Origin of the sequence: Neisseria sp. RH3002v2g, assembly GCF_014596425.2 — a bacterium.
Classification (GTDB): Bacteria; Pseudomonadota; Gammaproteobacteria; order Burkholderiales; family Neisseriaceae; genus Neisseria.
Map to the genome: position 1 here is coordinate 252,557 of NZ_CP110721.1, position 14,697 is coordinate 267,253.

Here is a 14,697-nt window from a genome sequence, read left to right on the forward strand (position 1 = left end):
GGTCATGGCGGGCTTGCTCTTGGTTATTCGTCAAAGTCGGGCGGGGCTTCTTCCATCAAAACATAGAATCGGCTTGCAACGCCGTTTCTTTTGCGCTGGTGTTGCCATCTGCCGTTTTCGGCTTTTTTTAACCATTCGTGATTATGTAGGACTTCACATACTTTGCGCGGGCTGTATCCTTTACAGACTTCATTTTCAAAGACTACGGGGATTATCCAGTATTCATCTATGCTCCCCTCTTGTTTCCGATAACCTGCATGGTCGCGGTTTACGGTTTGGCTGTTCCAGTCTGAAAAGCGCATAGACAGGGCGTTAACGTCCATAAAGGCGATTGCTTGCTCAATAATCCGGCGGTCTTCGCGGTTTCCTGTGCCGTTTTCTTCAAGCCATTCATTGAAACACTGTCTTACTCCTGCTTCTCCTGCTCCTTGTCTCATGCCGGTAATAGGGGCGGCATATTCCAAGACGGCGGCCAAAAGGGCAAAGCGGCGGGCAATTCTTCGCGCCTGTCCCTCCATTGGTGGCAAGGTCTCAAGGAATCGGGCGCGGCTGGCTTCTACGGCTTGGGCGGCGGCTTCTTTTCCGTCTTTGAGGATTTGGCGGATAAGGGCGCGGCCTGCTGTTCCTCGCTGCTTGGCTGTGGCTTGGTTGATATGCTCCGACAGTTTCGCGCCATCTGCGAAGCCGTGTAACGTGTCGTAAATGCCATATCTTGCCTCTGCCTGTATGTCAGGTAACCTAACATGATTGCCCGCTTTCCATTGGGCGCGGTCTCCTATCAGGCTCTCTGGGTTTATTTCGCCGGTTGAAAGTATCAGATTGCGCCATGTTTTCTGTCTGCGGTTGCCGCCATCTTTTGCGCCCTGTGTTTTTGAAACGCCGTTGATAACGCTGTAAACCATTTGTGGGATTTTTCGTGGGTCGGCTGTTTGCCCGATTTCATCTAACACTAGCAAGCCATCATTACGGGCTAAAGCTAAATTCTGCAAGCCAAGCGGGGTAGTATCCCAATTGCCTTTAGTGGTTTCAGGGTCGCCCCATACGCTCAAGGCAAGCCGCGCGGCGGTTGTTTTGCCTTTTGATGAATCGCCCGCCAAATGGAAACCGCCTCCCTCTTCGTTCAAAAGTGCCAAGAATGGCGCGGCCATGCTTAAACCTAGTGCCAGGCATAGGCGGCTATTGTTCTCTGCGTATCGCGCGGCCTGTTCCTGCCATTCCGTGAGACTGCCTTTTTCTGTGTAACCGTCTTTTTGGCTGGTGTCTCCGTTGTATAGAATGTTTGTGCCGTCTGCGTTAACGGCTTCCCCGCCTGCCAGTATGTAGGCTTCCCCGTTCCAGCCCGCGCGGTCGGTAATGGTAAAGGCCGTCTGGCTTCCCTCTTTCTGCAAATAGTCTGCCAGTTTTCGCCTTTTTGTTGGGTTGCTCTCAATGAATAAGCCGTAAAACCCCAAACGCTCCCAGCATTTCCCACCGGCAATTTCTGCTTGTGGTAGGGCGGCGGTTTTATGCCGGCGTGTGATTTTGTCTTTAAACTTGATAATCCGATAATACGCGCCGTCATTGTCTTGCCCTGTGCCTATAATGTCGATAGGATCGGAAAGCAATAGCGGCTCTGCTTCGATAATATCGCCGTCTTTGTCGGTTCTAACGTTTATCCACCATACGCCCCGATTATTGGTGTCAAAGCGAGGGTGTGGGCGGAATGGCTCGGCATTTTCAAGGTTGTAATCGTTGGTGCTTTCCTGCTTCGCTGTTTCGGTATTTTTCATGCTGTCTGTCCTCCGAAATGATTGTCTGATTGCTTCTTCTCGTTCAGTTCGTCTAGTGCGTCATAGCCGGGCGTTTTGCTTTGCCATATGCTCGCCTTGATCCCCTGCTTAATGGCTCGCATTGCCAAGTCATAAGCGGCTCTGTAACCAACAGGGCGGGGCGTGTCGTTATCGGCAATAATTGCAATTTCTTTTATACCGTCCGGAAAGTGAAAATTTGCCATGCTGTTTGCGCTCAAGGCCGCGTATAAGCCCCAATCGTAAGCCTTGCACAATTCACGGGCGGCTAGGGCGGTTTCTATGCCCTCTGCAATGACAAGACGGCCATTTTCAGGAATCGGGAACAGGTGGACGGCTTGCCCCGATATGCTGCCTTTCTTGCGGCTTCTCATTTTCTTTGCCGGTAATGTTTCGCCTGTTTCAGGGTCTTTGATTGCCAGTTTCTGATAGCGCGGGGCGTGTAGTCCGTCTTCTCCGCATGGCTTGTCATAGCCCGCCTGCAAATAGGTCAGGTGCAAGCCTTGTAGCTCCTCGTCCATATCGCGGATAGCGCAAACCATACAGGGGAAACGGCCAAGCAAAAGCGGCTTATCTTCGCCTGTTGTCCAATAGTCTTTTTCAGGTAGGAAACGGACGTTTTCGGGTAAATGCGCCATATCCAAACCGCGTGATTTCAAATACTGGATAACAGGGGAATCGGGGCGGATAGGCTCTGTGCTTCCCCACAATGCGGCCAGTTTCTCGATTTGGTCTTTTTCGGGGCGTGGTTGCGCTTGTGGGCGTTTGGGCGGTATCGGCAAAGGGTTTGCATTGTCCATGCCTAAAATGCCAGCAACGGTGCGTAATGCCTCATCAAAATTACAATTCAGAAAATGCATAACCAGCCCAAAACCGTTTCCGCCGCCCTCTCTACTCCCATCTTTCCAATGTGTGCAATAAAATGTGCCGTTTCCGTCTTCATCGTCATATCTGAAACGGTTATGCCCTTCATTACACGCGGGGCAGGGCTGGTGTTTGTCGCGTAAAAACTTAGGGTCTATGCCGATTGCCCTGTGGATTTCCGGCCAGTGGTATTGCGCGGCGGCTCTGATTTCTTTGTATGTTGGTTTCATTTTCCTACCTCCTCGAATCTGTCCATAGCTTCGCGGGCTATGACTGATACAGTATGAATCGCCTCTTTTTGGCTTGCTCCGTCATTCACAATCAGCAAGATAGTGCTTACAACGTCCACCGCTGCGATTGCTTTCTCTTTGCTGTTTAGTTGGTTTGCCAGCTTATCCATGATGGTTTTCATTGCTCTGCCTCCTCTGATACAGGTTCTAAAACGATTCCGGCCGTCGGGTCTGTTTCCCATATTGCCGGCGTTTCTTGCTCTAGTTGCTCCGTGTCGGCGTGGGCGGGCTGGTTACAGGCTCGGACTACCAAAGCCAAAAGCAACACCCAAAACACCAGCAAAGCGCGGTTTAAATACCGGCGGAAACGGTCTGATTTATTGGTCTGTTTCATGGTTTATCCTTTGCTATGCCTCCAGTGTTTCAAAACATGAATCTAATAAAATCAATTAGTTATGAAAACACTAGGGCGAAGTTTGCCCTATGCCGTCTGAAATAGGCGGCATAAAGGCGGGTAAATTTCAGGGAATAGGTGGGCTTAATCTGCTTTGGTTACGCTGTAAGAAGCCCATTCTTTCAGGTTGTCTGAAAGGGAATTGATAAAGGATTTACAGGCTAAGATGGCCGCGCCTTGTGATGGATAGACACCAAGAGGGCGGGTAATAGATGAACAAGCCTCTAAATCGTCATAGTAGGCGATAGGCTCGTAAACAATGGCGGCAAAGCCTGAAGCATGGCAAGAGGAAGCCATAACAACGGCTTGATTTTGAATGGTTTGGATTTGGGTAGAAGTGCAAGATTGCATTTGAAATGCTCCTAACTGTTTGAGATTTGAGAAATGCCCGAAATAGGGGGCGGTGCTCTCTCCTGCAGTTAGTCAGGCGTGGACGTTACCGTTACCACACACCGCCATAAACTTTGATATGCCGTCCAAAGCCTGTGAATAAGCTTCAAACACCATAGGGGAAATGGCGATAAAAAATCAGCGTTTACCCTGCTGATTTGGGCTAACTGTATTTGAGAGAGAAACTTAATTCTGCTTCCCAAAGCTCAATCTGTCAAATGGTTTTTTACAGGATTGGGCGATTTAACATTAGATTCTGTCCAGTGCCGTAATAAGAATGACGGCATAGCACGTCTTGTCAGGGTCTTTACCTGTAACAGCGGCAATGTCTGCAAGTGTTACTTCCTCCCATTTGCCCCTATGTGTCTTAAGGGCTAAATCCAAAATTGCCTTTTTCTCTTCCTCTGTGAGTGATTCCACAATCGAAGATACATAACTTTTCGGCTTTTCCTGTATTTCCGCCTCTGCCTTGATTTCCGCTTTATCCACTAATAAGCCAAGCATTTTGGCCTTGCCCATCGTTGCTGATACTGCCGCGCTGCTTTGCGGTGTTGGGGCTGTTAGTGCCGCCTCCCGCGCTTGCTCCAGTTCGTGTAACAGGTCGTCCACTGTTACCGCGTGGCGTTGCCGTGCCTCTGCCTTGAGGTTATCTACCATCGCGGAAATATCGGGGTCTTGAAGCAGCTTATAGGCTTCATTCGTTACCGTTTCGGGCTTCATGTTGTTGGTGTTGTAGGCTTGCCGGTATGCTTCGCTTGCATTGCCCGTTTCTACATACAGACGGGCAAACTGCTCTTGCTTTGGTGTCATGTCTTAATCCTTTCAAAAAGCCGCCCAATAGCTGCTTTCTGCCTTTGGGCGGCTGTTTGGGTGTTGCTACTTCAAGCTATTGAAAACCGCTTCTTTTTCTTTCTCCATGTCTTTAAAGATGTCGAAAATAGCGTTTTCTTCCCCGCCGGTGTTGTCCATCATGTTGAAGAAGCCGGGCAAACGTAAGTCAATTATTCGATTCGGCATAGATTCCCCATAGTTTCGGCAATCAGGCCGCAAACCGTTTTCCTGAAGATTCGTTCTCATTTCAATGGCGGCCTTGCCGATTCCTGCCAGTTTCGCGGCGGCTTTGGCGTAGGCGCGGGCTGCCTCCAAATATTCAGGCAAGTAGGTCTCTTCAATGCCGGCAATAAACATTTCATAGCGGGAAACGGCCAGCAAATTGCGAAGCTCTGAAATACGGTTCAGATGTTGGCGGCGGTCATTAAAAAGGCTTTCCAACAGTTCTTTTTGTACTTCCAGCACATCGGCGGCGCGGTCTGCCTCTTCTCGCTTGGCGGCAATCTCTGAATCAAGCTCTTTGGCTTCTTCGGTGTTTGTGGGTTTGCCCATCTTCAATAAATCGGCAAATATTCCTTTGCGCTTGCTTCTTAGTCCCGCAAATTCATTGATCACCGCTTCCGCCTCTGAAACGCCGGCTTCAGCCGCTTCAATTTGGGCGGTCAGTTCACTGCATTTATCCTCTTCCTCTTTCAGTAATTTTTGACGGGTTGCAAAAACTGTTTTTATATATTTGATGTTCATATTTAAAGCTCCTGATTTAATTGATTAATACAAACCGTCCACGCTTCACGGTTTCCCCAAATTGGTTTGTTACTTCTTCCATCACGGTTATGATTTCATGCCCGGCTCTGCGAAGCTCCATAATGCGTGTGTTGTAGCTAAGTATGCCCATCTGTGAAAGCTCCCATGACGTGGCACTTCCTTTTCTCAATCGGGCTAAAACTCGCTCTCTTTGGCTTGGCGTTTTTGCTCTGCCGCTGGTAAAATTGCTTTCCATACTAAGTAATCCTTTCTGCCGTCTGAATGGCCGTTCAGGCGGTTTTATTTTGTCTAAAGGGATATATTCCCGTTTATGCTTCGCGCGGGCGCGTATTGCTCCGAAAACTCCTACTCTTCGCGTTTGGCGGCCAGTTTGTTGAGATACTCTTCAATCTCACTGGAAAGCCAGCCGGTAATGTTTGCGGAAAGTTTGATAGGCTTGGGAAAATCAGGGCGGTGATGGCGGCTCTTAGGGTTTGCCCAATTCCAGATAGTCGCTCGTGAAACGCCCATAACGCGGGCGGCATCGTTTACTCTCAATACAGTATTATTCATTTACTTGTCCTTTCTCTTAGTCGGGGTTAGATGACAAATAAAAGAATAGCCGCCCATGTGGGCGGCTGTTAAGGCTATAACTTGCTGATTTCCTGTAGTCAGCTAGCTGATGTCCTGTACTAGCTAGCTGATGTCCTCTTTTCAAAGTTGTCTATCCATCGAAGTATCGTTTTTTCTGATGGTTCTCTAGGCGCGTCGATAACTTCTGAAGCAATTAAATCTCTTATCAATTTGTACAATGTCGTTTTGCCGCCCTTTTGTTTCAGAATATCTTGTTTTTCTTCTAGTAGCTCATTCACTGCCGCTATCGTTCCTGCTTTTTCGTAAGGGCTTCGCTTGGTGCGTCCTCCTTTTCGGGCAGCTTCTATAAGAGATCCATCTGGATTGGCTTCAAGTTCTATCGCTCCCAAAGAAGCGGTTATAAAGTTTGCAAGTCCTTGAAATTTATAAAACCTATCTTCGTAACTAAGGCCATCAAATTCTGTTACATAATCAAAAATGGCTTTTGCTGTAAAGAAATGAAGCATATTTACGGCTGTTTCCCAATCTGCATTATCAAATATAAAGGCTTCAAAAGGGTTTAGTTCCTCCAGATAATTATATGGCTGGTTATATTCCTCCTCATATCCTTTAATAGCCTCCGAACATTTTTGTTCAGTTCGTTCAATTTCTTTTATGCCTTTTATTATCCAGCCGGAAAATTCAGGCTGTTCTAAATGCTTGAAGTCATGGAAAGCCCTTATTAAAACTCTTTCAGCGTTAAACCAATATACACCCAATGCTTCATAGAACATTTTTGAGTTTTTTATTTGATAAATAGCGTTGTATTTTTCATGATCAAGACAGGATTTATCATCGCTATCTGTACTAAAAAACATATGATTAATAGGATATTCATCTACTACGTCAGTTATCTGCTCAATAGGTTTGTCATCTGTAAAGTCGGTCATTTGCTTATATCTCCTTTGTTGTAACCACAAAAGGGTTTAGAAGTTTCGCGCCGATATGCTCAATACCGGCCGCCGTTGCGTGTTGCTCCGTGCCGGTCTCAAGCTCTATGTTTCCCACGTCCAAGCGGTCAAAAGAAAGCAAAACATCTAATGCACTGTATTTCATAGGGTTAATTTCTTTCTGTATAAAATGGTAACCAGTGGTAACCAGTTGGTAACCAGTAAATTTACGTTAACTGGTTACCGCTTTTTCTTTGTATTTATATTTATATTCATATAGTTATATTTGTTAAATTTTGTGGTAACCAGTGTAACCAGTATATTTACTCACGCGCATAGGGAATTTTTAATCTGCCTTGCTCTCTTGAATCATCTGTAATGCCCTGTTGTATCGTTCCCGTAAATAGTCGCTATACCATTGCATAAACTCGATACGCTGGGGCATATACTCGGCCATGTAGGCGTATGAATCCTTTGTCTTGTCTTCTTCAACGTGGGCAAGCTGTATTTCGATTGCGCCGCCGTTGAAGTTGTTTTCATAAAGCAGACTACTTGCTACTGCTCTGAAGCCATGCGGCGTGGCCTTGCCTTTATAGCCTAGTTTCTCGTTAATGATTTTTCCTAGCGTGTTCTCGCTGATATGGCGGTTTACGCTGGTTCTACTTGGAAACATAAACCGGCTATGCCCTGTCAGCGTGTGTAACTCTTGTAGCAGCTCTATTGCCCAATCAGAAAGAGGAACACATAAAGCGGGCTTGGGCTTCATCTTTTCATGCTTCATTCTTTCGGCGGGGATGATCCAACGCTTGTTTTTAAAATCCACTTCTTCCCACTGGCCGCCGCGTAATTCGTTATTTCTCACAAACACCAGCATGACAAGCATGATGGCAATTTTGTTTTGCCGTTCTATGTTGGTTGCCAGTATCAAGCGGCGGTAAAACTCCGGCAATTCTTCACGGGGCAGGGCGGGTTTGTGTTTGGTGGGTAAGTTGGGAATGTGATTTTTCAACAGGCGGGCGGGGTTGTTTTCTGAAATTTCCAGCATGGCGGAATAGTCAAAAATCGCCCCTATCCAGCCCCTGATTTTGTCGGCGGTATCAGTAACGCCCCGCGCCATCACGGAATCAAGCAGGGTTTTGATGTGGGTTACCTTGATTTCATTAACGGGAATTTCCCCAATGACTGGGAAAACGTCATTTTTCAAATAACGCATGATCCGCTCGGCGTGGTGTTCTTTCCAGCGGGGCAAATTGTCCTTGTGCCATTGCTTGGCTAAATGCTCAAAAGTATTTAACAAGGCGGCTTGTCGGGCTGCTTCGGCTTCTTGCTTGGCTTTGGTAGGGTCTTGCCCTTGTGCAATCATGCGGCGGGCGTTTTCGGTGGCTTGTCGGGCTTCTACCAGTGAAACGGCTGGATATTTCCCGATAGTGAAGTCTTTATCTTTGCCATTCATGCGGTATCTCATGCGGAATATTTTTCCGCCCGCTGGTGTAACTTCAAGATACAGGCTATTTCCGTCAAATAACTTGATTTTCTTTCCAGTGTTAGACGGTTTGGCAGCTTTGATTTGGCGGTCGTTTAGTGGCATTTGTGGGTATGCTTTACAGTGGTTTTGGCTGATTCCCTGAATCATACCCACAATTTGTGGTTTACTCAATTAAACGGCATTATTTGTATTAGACGATTAGAAAGCGGTTGGTTGGACTTAAGTCATTGATATTACTGGGATTGGTTGCCCGCGTTGGGCGAGATTAGACGAAAAAAAAGCCCCGTAAAGGGGTTGGGTGGTGCGGACGGAGAGACTCGAACTCTCACACCTCGCGGCGCCAGAACCTAAATCTGGTGCGTCTACCAATTTCGCCACGTCCGCACTAATTTGAATCGTGGATTATACACAAGATTAATGGGGGCGCAAAGTCTTGTTTGCTTGAATTTGTCGGTTTATCCCTTATATAATGACTTATTCCGGCCGTCTGAAAGCAGGGTTTGTTTTCAGACGGCCTCAACTTTCCATTTGGTGAGGAAGGGCTGATGCCTGCTTTATTGATTAAAGATTTTTTGCAGACGCAAGGTTTGAAGTTGCCTGCGGATGAGATACATGTTGCTTATTTGACTGCCCAGGCTGTGATTAAAATGGGCAATGCTTCTGTTGAGCGTTCGATTTTGTGGCCGTCTGAAAATGGTTGGCAATTGGCGGATTATGTCGATGCCGAACATGAATGGTTGCTGAAACAGATTTTTATGGCATTGGATTCGGTTGCCGAGCGCACCGAGCATTTGAAAAGTGCAGCGGTTTATACTGCGTTTCCGAAAGATGGTGCGTTGTCGCTGGTTCGTCTGTGCCGCTGGGGCGTGCCGTTGGAAAATGTGATTCCAATTGATGAGCCGGCCGGGCAGGCTTTTTTGGCTGTGCGTACGGCGCAAAGCGGCTGGATGAATGTTTGTCAGAATGTGGCGTATTGGCAGGAAATCGGTGAATTGTCGGACGAACGCAATCATCCCGGTTTGAGTCAGATTTCTGTTCCTGTCTGTATGCCCAGCGGTGCAGTTTTAGGCGTGGTACATGCTGAATTTGATGTCAAGGACGGTGCGCCTGACGAAGTATTGGTGGCTTGGATTGCCCTTGCATTAGCCTTGGTGGAACCTTTGAAAAACCTCTTGGGCGTGGCTGAAAACGAGGAAGCGGAAAATGAGTAACGCGTTGAAGTTTGTCGCGTCATGCCGTTTGCCTACGGAATGGGGCGAATTTACCATGCACGGCTTTGAAGAAGAGGGCGGGCAGGAACATGTCGCATTGACGATGGGCGATGTTTCAGACGGCCTGCCTGTGTTGTCGCGTATCCATTCCGAGTGCTTGACCGGCGATGCTTTATTTTCGGTGAAATGTGATTGCGGCCCTCAGCTTCAAGCAGCGATGCAGGCCGTTCAGAAAGAAGGGTGCGGTGTTATCGTATATTTGCGCCAAGAAGGCAGGGGCATTGGTTTGATAAACAAAATCCGTGCTTATCGACTGCAAGACCAAGGCTTGGATACGGTTGAGGCCAATGTTGCGCTCGGCCTTCCTGTTGATGCGCGCGACTTTACTTTGGCCAAGCAGATTTATGATTATCTGAATATTCGTGAAGTCAGGTTGCTGACTAATAACCCTGAGAAAATTCAAACGTTGAAAGATTCCGGCATTAATGTGGTTGAACGCATTGCATTACATGTCGGCGAAAATGTGGAAAATGAGCGTTATCTGCATACCAAGGCGGATAAATTGGGGCATTTGATTTTTGATTGATAGATGGGTATAACGGTTATTTTTATTGTTAAATAAAATATTCTATATTCTTTCAATGGGATATGTTTTTATTTAAATAAAAACCTTGCGCGTAATCTGATTTTTTGATTTAATGTCGGCTTATCGGGTGATTAGCTCAGTTGGTAGAGCGTCTGCCTTACAAGCAGAATGTCGGCGGTTCGACTCCGTCATCACCCACCAAGTTTCCTTTTCATTGTCTTTGACAGTGGATGCGCGGTGGTAGCTCAGTTGGTTAGAGTACCGGCCTGTCACGCCGGGGGTCGCGGGTTCGAGCCCCGTCCGCCGCGCCATTATTTAAAAAGCACTGATTATATCAGTGCTTTTTTGTTTGTCTTATTAAAGGTTAAAGGCAAAATTAAGCCGCGAAAATAGAAACCGATAAATAACAGCAGTGTATAGAAATTGAAATACTGTTTAATCTTAATTTTCTTATGTTTTAAAAAAGGCCGTCTGAAACTTTTAAAGTTTCAGACGGCCTTTAGTCTATTGAAACAATGGATTAAATATCCAATTCTGCCGTATCGCCTTCTTTTTCCATCCATGCGCGGCGGGCGGCGGCTTCGCCTTTGCCCATCAGTTTGACGAAGATGTCGCGTGTTTCGTCATCCGCGCCTTCCGGGATTTGTACCTGCAACAGGCGGCGGGTGTCGGGGTGCATGGTGGTGTCTTTGAGCTGGTCGGGGTTCATCTCGCCCAAGCCTTTGAAACGGCTGATGGAATAGGCAGTTTCTTTAACGCCTTCTTTTTGCAGCCGCTCCAAAATGCTGTCGAGTTCGTTTTGGTCGAGGGCGTAGAATTTGCGGGCAGGTTTGCTCTTGCCTTGTGCGTTGACATCGACGCGGAACAGCGGCGGTTGGGCGACGTAGATGTGTCCGTCGGCAATCAGTTTCGGGAAGTGGCGGTAGAACAGGGTCAACAGCAAAACTTGAATATGCGAGCCGTCCACGTCGGCATCGGACAAGATGGCGATTTTGCCGTAGCGCAGGCCGCTTAAGTCGGGATTGTCGTTGATACCGTGCGGATCGACGCCGATGGCGACAGAAATGTCGTGGATTTCGGCGTTGCCGAAAAGTTGGTCGGGGTGGACTTCGAAGCTGTTGAGCACTTTGCCGCGCAGGGGCAGGATGGCCTGTGTGGCTTTGTCGCGGGCGAGTTTGGCGGAGCCGCCGGCGGAATCGCCTTCGACGAGGAAGAGTTCGTTTTCGCGGATGTCTTCGCTTTCACAGTCGGTCAGTTTGCCGGGCAGGACGGCGACGCCGCTGCCTTTTTTCTTTTCGATTTTCTTAACCGAACGCATCCGCACCTGTGCCTGACGGATGGCGAGTTCGGCGATTTTTTTACCGAAGTCCACATTTTGGTTCAACCACAATTCCAAAGGGTCGCCCGATACGGCGGCGACGAGTTTCAACGCGTCGCGGTTGGTCAGCTTATCTTTAGTTTGACCTTGGAACTGCGGGTCGAGGACGCGAGCGGAGAGGACGAAGGCAGTTTTGCTGAACACATCGTCGCTTTGCACTTTTACGCCGCGCGGCAAGAGGTTGTGCAGGTTGATGAAGTTGTTGACCGCGTTGAACACGGCTTGTTTCAAGCCTGCTTCGTGCGTGCCGCCCAACGGAGTAGGGATGAGGTTGACGTAGCTTTCGTTGGCGCACGAGCCTTCTTCCAGCCAAGTCAGGGCAAACGCAGCGCCTTCGCCGATGCTGAAATCGCCGTTGTGGCCGTCTGAAATGTAGTTTTCACAAGAGAAGATAGGCACGGCTTCTTGCGCGTCGGCAATCAGGTCGGTCAGATAGCTTTTCAGGCCGTCCGGGTAGTGCCAAGTTTGGGTGTATGCCTCGTTTTCGCCTTTAACCGGACGGGTCAGGGAAACGCGCACGCCCGGCAGCAGCACGGCTTTGGCACGCAATAATCGCTCGAGTTCGGGAATGCTGTAATTCGGGCTTTCAAAATATTTGCCGTCCGGCCACACGCGCACTTCGGTGCCGCTGTCTTTGACGGCGCATTTGCCCACTTCAGTCAAAGGCTCGATGACGTCGCCACCGGAAAAGACGATGCGGTGGATTTTGCCTTCGCGCTTGACCGTTACCTCAAGGCGGGTGGAGAGGGCGTTGGTCACGGATACGCCGACGCCGTGCAGGCCGCCCGAAAAGGCATACGCGCTGCCGCCGTCTTTTTTGTTGAATTTGCCGCCTGCGTGCAGACGGGTGAACACGAGTTCGACTACGGGTACGCCTTCTTCAGGGTGCAGGCCGACGGGAATACCGCGGCCGTTGTCGCGCACGGAAAGCGAACCGTCTTCATGAATTTGCACGTCAATTTCAGTCGCGAAACCGCCCAACGCCTCGTCCGCCGCGTTATCAATCACTTCCTGACAGATATGGGTCGGGCTGTCGGTACGGGTGTACATGCCGGGACGTTCTTTGACCGGCTCCAAACCTTTGAGGACGGTAATGCTGGATTCGCTGTATTGATTGTTTTTAGCCATAGGAATAATGTAAAGGCCGTCTGAAAGGAAGAAAAACAACGCTTTCAGACGGCCTGAAAGCGTTGGGGTTATAGGTTTTCTATTGGATTGCGACGGATAAATTCTTCATAGCTTTCTATGCCGCGCAAGAAACGGGAAAGTTCGGTCAATGCGCCCAAATACACGCCGCGCTTGAAGTCGATGACTTCGTCAACCGGCGCCCAATATTGATGCCAACGCCAGCCGTCGAATTCAGGATGATGGCAGGCGCGGAGGTTGACGTCGCTGTCGCGGCCGACCAAACGCAAAAGATACCAAATCTGTTTTTGTCCGCGATACGAACCGCGCCATTCGCGGCGCACCCAGTGGCTGGGTACGTCATAGCGCAGCCAGTCGCGCGTGCGGCCGATAATTTTGACATGTTGCGGCAGCAGGCCGACTTCTTCGTACAACTCGCGGTACATGGCGGTCTCAGGGCTTTCGCCCGGCTTGATGCCGCCTTGCGGAAACTGCCAAGAATGTTCGCGTACGCGTTTGCCCCAAAAGACTTCGTTACGTTCGTTAATCAGGATAATACCGACATTGGGGCGATAGCCTTCTCTGTCTAACACGGGGTCGCCCTTCATTAAATTCAATCGTGCAATTTTCCCACAAATTGGGCGGTTTTGACAAATCTTGAGGCCGTCTGAATAAGCACACAGTTTTTTCCAGACGGCATGAAACCGTTTCTGAAAAAATGTTGTTTATGAATAAAACCATAGCTTCAGGCCGTCTGAAAAGGGAGAATTTTTTCTGCTTTAAGGTCTTGCATTCAAAAGCTTTTTGCCGTTTAATGCGAACCTTGCTGAATCAAGGGCAAAGGACACATGCCGGCCGCCCCCACAGTTTCCCTTTTGTAAGTGGCATCTGCCACCGCTGCAATATTTTTACCCCCCGAACAAAAGGTCTGAAACCATGAAAAAATCTTTGATGGCGGCGGCAATCGTGAGCCTCGTCTTGACTGCGTGCAGCGGCGGACAAGGAACCGCCGCAGAATCTTCCGCTTCTCAAACTTCCTCTTCCCAAACCGATAAACTCAATATCTACAACTGGTCGGATTATGTCGATCCGGCCACGTTGTCTGCGTTTGAAAACAAAACGCATATCAACGTCCGCTACGATTACTACGACAGCAACGAAGCGCTGGAAGCCAAGCTGCTGACCGGCAAGTCGGGTTATGACCTGGTTGCGCCGTCTATTGCCAATGTCGGCCGTCAGATTAAAGCCGGCGCGTATCAAAAAATCGACAAATCGCAAATTCCCGATTACGCCAATATCGATCCCGATTTGTTGAAAATGATGGAAACCGTCGATCCGGGCAACGAATATGCCGTCCCTTATTTCTGGGGCATCAATACGCTGGCGATTAACAAGCAGCAGGTTCAAAAGGCTTTGGGTACGGACAAGCTGCCTGAAAACGAATGGGATTTGGTATTCAACCCTGAATACACCCGAAAACTGAAATCCTGCGGCATCAGCTATTTCGACAGCGCCATCGAGCAGATTCCTTTGGCTTTGCATTATTTGGGCAAAGATCCGAACAGCGAAAACCCTGAGGACATCAAAGCCGCCGTCGATATGATGAAAAAAGTGCGTCCCGACATCAAACGCTTTACCTCGTCCGGCTATATCGATGACATGGCTGCCGGCAACCTTTGCGTATCGGTAGGCTATGGCGGTGACCTCAATATTGCCAAAACCCGTGCCAAAGAAGCCGGAAACGGCGTCGAAGTCGAAGTATTGACGCCGAAAAGCGGCGTCGGTATTTGGGTGGATTCGCTGATGATTCCGCGTGATGCGCAAAATGTGGCCAATGCACACAAATACATCAATCACACACTCAATCCGGAAACAGCGGCCAAAAACGGCAACTATGTAACTTATGCTCCGGCCAGCCGTCCGGCGCGGGATTTGATGGATAAAAAATACACCTCTGACGAATCGATTTTCCCAAGTAAGGAATTGATGGAAAAAAGCTTCATCGTCTCTCCCAAATCAACCGATGTGAGCAAACTCAGCGTTCGCTTGTGGCAGGCTTTGAAAGCAGGGCGATAATGAACATTGAAA

At 48.6% G+C, this 14,697-nt stretch carries 17 protein-coding genes and 3 tRNA genes; 5 read left to right on the forward strand and 15 right to left on the reverse strand.

Translation table 11 applies throughout. From position 1 onward, the window contains the following. Positions 1 to 23 precede the first annotated feature (23 nt). From BBP27_RS01195 to BBP27_RS01255, 13 genes are all read right to left on the reverse strand, one after another. The gene (locus BBP27_RS01195) at positions 24 to 1,769 is read right to left on the reverse strand and encodes a DUF927 domain-containing protein (protein ID WP_188211439.1); all 1,746 of its coding nucleotides are present in this window, start codon (positions 1,767 to 1,769) and stop codon (positions 24 to 26) included. Further along, positions 1,766 to 2,881, reverse strand: a complete 1,116-nt coding sequence (locus tag BBP27_RS01200) for a DUF7146 domain-containing protein (RefSeq protein ID WP_188211440.1) — start codon at positions 2,879 to 2,881, stop codon at positions 1,766 to 1,768. The genes BBP27_RS01195 and BBP27_RS01200 overlap by 4 nt, the downstream gene beginning before the upstream one ends. Next, positions 2,878 to 3,063: a polyribonucleotide nucleotidyltransferase gene (locus BBP27_RS01205; protein WP_070440650.1), complete on the reverse strand. Its 186-nt coding sequence runs from the start codon at positions 3,061 to 3,063 to the stop codon at positions 2,878 to 2,880. Before BBP27_RS01205 ends, BBP27_RS01200 begins: the two co-directional genes overlap by 4 nt. Next, complete coding sequence (locus BBP27_RS01210; RefSeq protein WP_049351938.1) at positions 3,060 to 3,275, reverse strand: hypothetical protein; 216 nt, start codon at positions 3,273 to 3,275, stop codon at positions 3,060 to 3,062. The genes BBP27_RS01205 and BBP27_RS01210 overlap by 4 nt, the downstream gene beginning before the upstream one ends. A 144-nt stretch (positions 3,276 to 3,419) precedes the next feature. Continuing rightward, positions 3,420 to 3,686 carry a hypothetical protein gene (locus tag BBP27_RS01215; RefSeq protein ID WP_188211441.1) on the reverse strand — a complete coding sequence of 89 codons (267 nt, stop codon included), beginning with the start codon at positions 3,684 to 3,686 and terminating at the stop codon, positions 3,420 to 3,422. Between the two features lie 288 nt (positions 3,687 to 3,974). Next, positions 3,975 to 4,535: a terminase small subunit gene (locus tag BBP27_RS01220; protein WP_188211442.1), complete on the reverse strand. Its 561-nt coding sequence runs from the start codon at positions 4,533 to 4,535 to the stop codon at positions 3,975 to 3,977. Between the two features lie 66 nt (positions 4,536 to 4,601). Beyond that, the gene (locus tag BBP27_RS01225) at positions 4,602 to 5,300 is read right to left on the reverse strand and encodes a hypothetical protein (RefSeq protein ID WP_188211443.1); all 699 of its coding nucleotides are present in this window, start codon (positions 5,298 to 5,300) and stop codon (positions 4,602 to 4,604) included. A 16-nt stretch (positions 5,301 to 5,316) separates the two neighbouring features. Continuing rightward, positions 5,317 to 5,556, reverse strand: coding sequence for a helix-turn-helix domain-containing protein (locus BBP27_RS01230; RefSeq protein WP_049344854.1), 240 nt, complete (start codon positions 5,554 to 5,556; stop codon positions 5,317 to 5,319). A 110-nt stretch (positions 5,557 to 5,666) separates the two neighbouring features. Continuing rightward, entirely contained in the window at positions 5,667 to 5,873 is a 207-nt protein-coding gene (locus tag BBP27_RS01235; RefSeq protein WP_188211444.1) for a helix-turn-helix transcriptional regulator, read from the reverse strand. Between the two features lie 119 nt (positions 5,874 to 5,992). Beyond that, positions 5,993 to 6,823, reverse strand: coding sequence for a hypothetical protein (locus tag BBP27_RS01240; protein ID WP_188211445.1), 831 nt, complete (start codon positions 6,821 to 6,823; stop codon positions 5,993 to 5,995). A 4-nt stretch (positions 6,824 to 6,827) separates the two neighbouring features. Continuing rightward, complete coding sequence (locus BBP27_RS01245) at positions 6,828 to 6,989, reverse strand: hypothetical protein (RefSeq protein WP_188211446.1); 162 nt, start codon at positions 6,987 to 6,989, stop codon at positions 6,828 to 6,830. Positions 6,990 to 7,169: 180 nt separating this feature from the next. Further along, positions 7,170 to 8,411, reverse strand: a complete 1,242-nt coding sequence (locus tag BBP27_RS01250; protein ID WP_188211449.1) for a tyrosine-type recombinase/integrase — start codon at positions 8,409 to 8,411, stop codon at positions 7,170 to 7,172. A gap of 197 nt (positions 8,412 to 8,608) precedes the next feature. Next, positions 8,609 to 8,693: transfer RNA gene (locus BBP27_RS01255), tRNA-Leu, on the reverse strand. 161 nt (positions 8,694 to 8,854) lie between these two features. Here BBP27_RS01255 and BBP27_RS01260 point away from each other — a divergent pair. From BBP27_RS01260 to BBP27_RS01275, 4 genes are all read left to right on the forward strand, one after another. Beyond that, positions 8,855 to 9,520, forward strand: a complete 666-nt coding sequence (locus BBP27_RS01260) for a hypothetical protein (protein WP_188211447.1) — start codon at positions 8,855 to 8,857, stop codon at positions 9,518 to 9,520. Beyond that, positions 9,513 to 10,106, forward strand: a complete 594-nt coding sequence (gene ribA / locus BBP27_RS01265) for a GTP cyclohydrolase II (protein WP_188211448.1) — start codon at positions 9,513 to 9,515, stop codon at positions 10,104 to 10,106. Before BBP27_RS01260 ends, ribA begins: the two co-directional genes overlap by 8 nt. A 125-nt stretch (positions 10,107 to 10,231) precedes the next feature. Next, a tRNA-Val gene (locus BBP27_RS01270) sits at positions 10,232 to 10,307 on the forward strand. Positions 10,308 to 10,340: 33 nt separating this feature from the next. Then, a tRNA-Asp gene (locus tag BBP27_RS01275) sits at positions 10,341 to 10,417 on the forward strand. Positions 10,418 to 10,626: 209 nt separating this feature from the next. Here BBP27_RS01275 and parE read toward each other — a convergent pair. After that, on the reverse strand, positions 10,627 to 12,612 hold the full coding sequence (gene parE, locus BBP27_RS01280) for a DNA topoisomerase IV subunit B (protein WP_188211509.1): 1,986 nt from the start codon (positions 12,610 to 12,612) through the stop codon (positions 10,627 to 10,629). A gap of 68 nt (positions 12,613 to 12,680) precedes the next feature. Next, positions 12,681 to 13,217 (reverse strand): RNA pyrophosphohydrolase, encoded by a 537-nt coding sequence (locus BBP27_RS01285; RefSeq protein WP_003747493.1) that lies wholly within the window; start codon positions 13,215 to 13,217, stop codon positions 12,681 to 12,683. A gap of 328 nt (positions 13,218 to 13,545) precedes the next feature. Between BBP27_RS01285 and BBP27_RS01290 the strand changes: the two genes are divergently transcribed. Beyond that, positions 13,546 to 14,685 (forward strand): polyamine ABC transporter substrate-binding protein, encoded by a 1,140-nt coding sequence (locus BBP27_RS01290; RefSeq protein WP_188211508.1) that lies wholly within the window; start codon positions 13,546 to 13,548, stop codon positions 14,683 to 14,685. The last annotated feature ends 12 nt before the right edge of the window (positions 14,686 to 14,697 follow it).

Bases quoted from the DNA above. Each gene is read 5' to 3' on its own strand.
- BBP27_RS01225 (WP_188211443.1), bottom strand. From the start codon at position 5,300: ATGAACATCAAATATATAAAAACAGTTTTTGCAACCCGTCAAAAATTA.
- BBP27_RS01250 (WP_188211449.1), bottom strand. From the start codon at position 8,411: ATGCCACTAAACGACCGCCAAATCAAAGCTGCCAAACCGTCTAACACT.
- BBP27_RS01235 (WP_188211444.1), bottom strand. From the start codon at position 5,873: ATGAATAATACTGTATTGAGAGTAAACGATGCCGCCCGCGTTATGGGC.
- BBP27_RS01215 (WP_188211441.1), bottom strand. From the start codon at position 3,686: ATGCAATCTTGCACTTCTACCCAAATCCAAACCATTCAAAATCAAGCC.
- BBP27_RS01260 (WP_188211447.1), top strand. From the start codon at position 8,855: ATGCCTGCTTTATTGATTAAAGATTTTTTGCAGACGCAAGGTTTGAAG.
- BBP27_RS01230 (WP_049344854.1), bottom strand. From the start codon at position 5,556: ATGGAAAGCAATTTTACCAGCGGCAGAGCAAAAACGCCAAGCCAAAGA.
- BBP27_RS01290 (WP_188211508.1), top strand. From the start codon at position 13,546: ATGAAAAAATCTTTGATGGCGGCGGCAATCGTGAGCCTCGTCTTGACT.
- BBP27_RS01195 (WP_188211439.1), bottom strand. From the start codon at position 1,769: ATGAAAAATACCGAAACAGCGAAGCAGGAAAGCACCAACGATTACAAC.
- BBP27_RS01220 (WP_188211442.1), bottom strand. From the start codon at position 4,535: ATGACACCAAAGCAAGAGCAGTTTGCCCGTCTGTATGTAGAAACGGGC.
- BBP27_RS01205 (WP_070440650.1), bottom strand. From the start codon at position 3,063: ATGAAAACCATCATGGATAAGCTGGCAAACCAACTAAACAGCAAAGAG.
- BBP27_RS01210 (WP_049351938.1), bottom strand. From the start codon at position 3,275: ATGAAACAGACCAATAAATCAGACCGTTTCCGCCGGTATTTAAACCGC.
- BBP27_RS01240 (WP_188211445.1), bottom strand. From the start codon at position 6,823: ATGACCGACTTTACAGATGACAAACCTATTGAGCAGATAACTGACGTA.
- parE (WP_188211509.1), bottom strand. From the start codon at position 12,612: ATGGCTAAAAACAATCAATACAGCGAATCCAGCATTACCGTCCTCAAA.
- BBP27_RS01245 (WP_188211446.1), bottom strand. From the start codon at position 6,989: ATGAAATACAGTGCATTAGATGTTTTGCTTTCTTTTGACCGCTTGGAC.
- ribA (WP_188211448.1), top strand. From the start codon at position 9,513: ATGAGTAACGCGTTGAAGTTTGTCGCGTCATGCCGTTTGCCTACGGAA.
- BBP27_RS01200 (WP_188211440.1), bottom strand. From the start codon at position 2,881: ATGAAACCAACATACAAAGAAATCAGAGCCGCCGCGCAATACCACTGG.
- BBP27_RS01285 (WP_003747493.1), bottom strand. From the start codon at position 13,217: ATGAAGGGCGACCCCGTGTTAGACAGAGAAGGCTATCGCCCCAATGTC.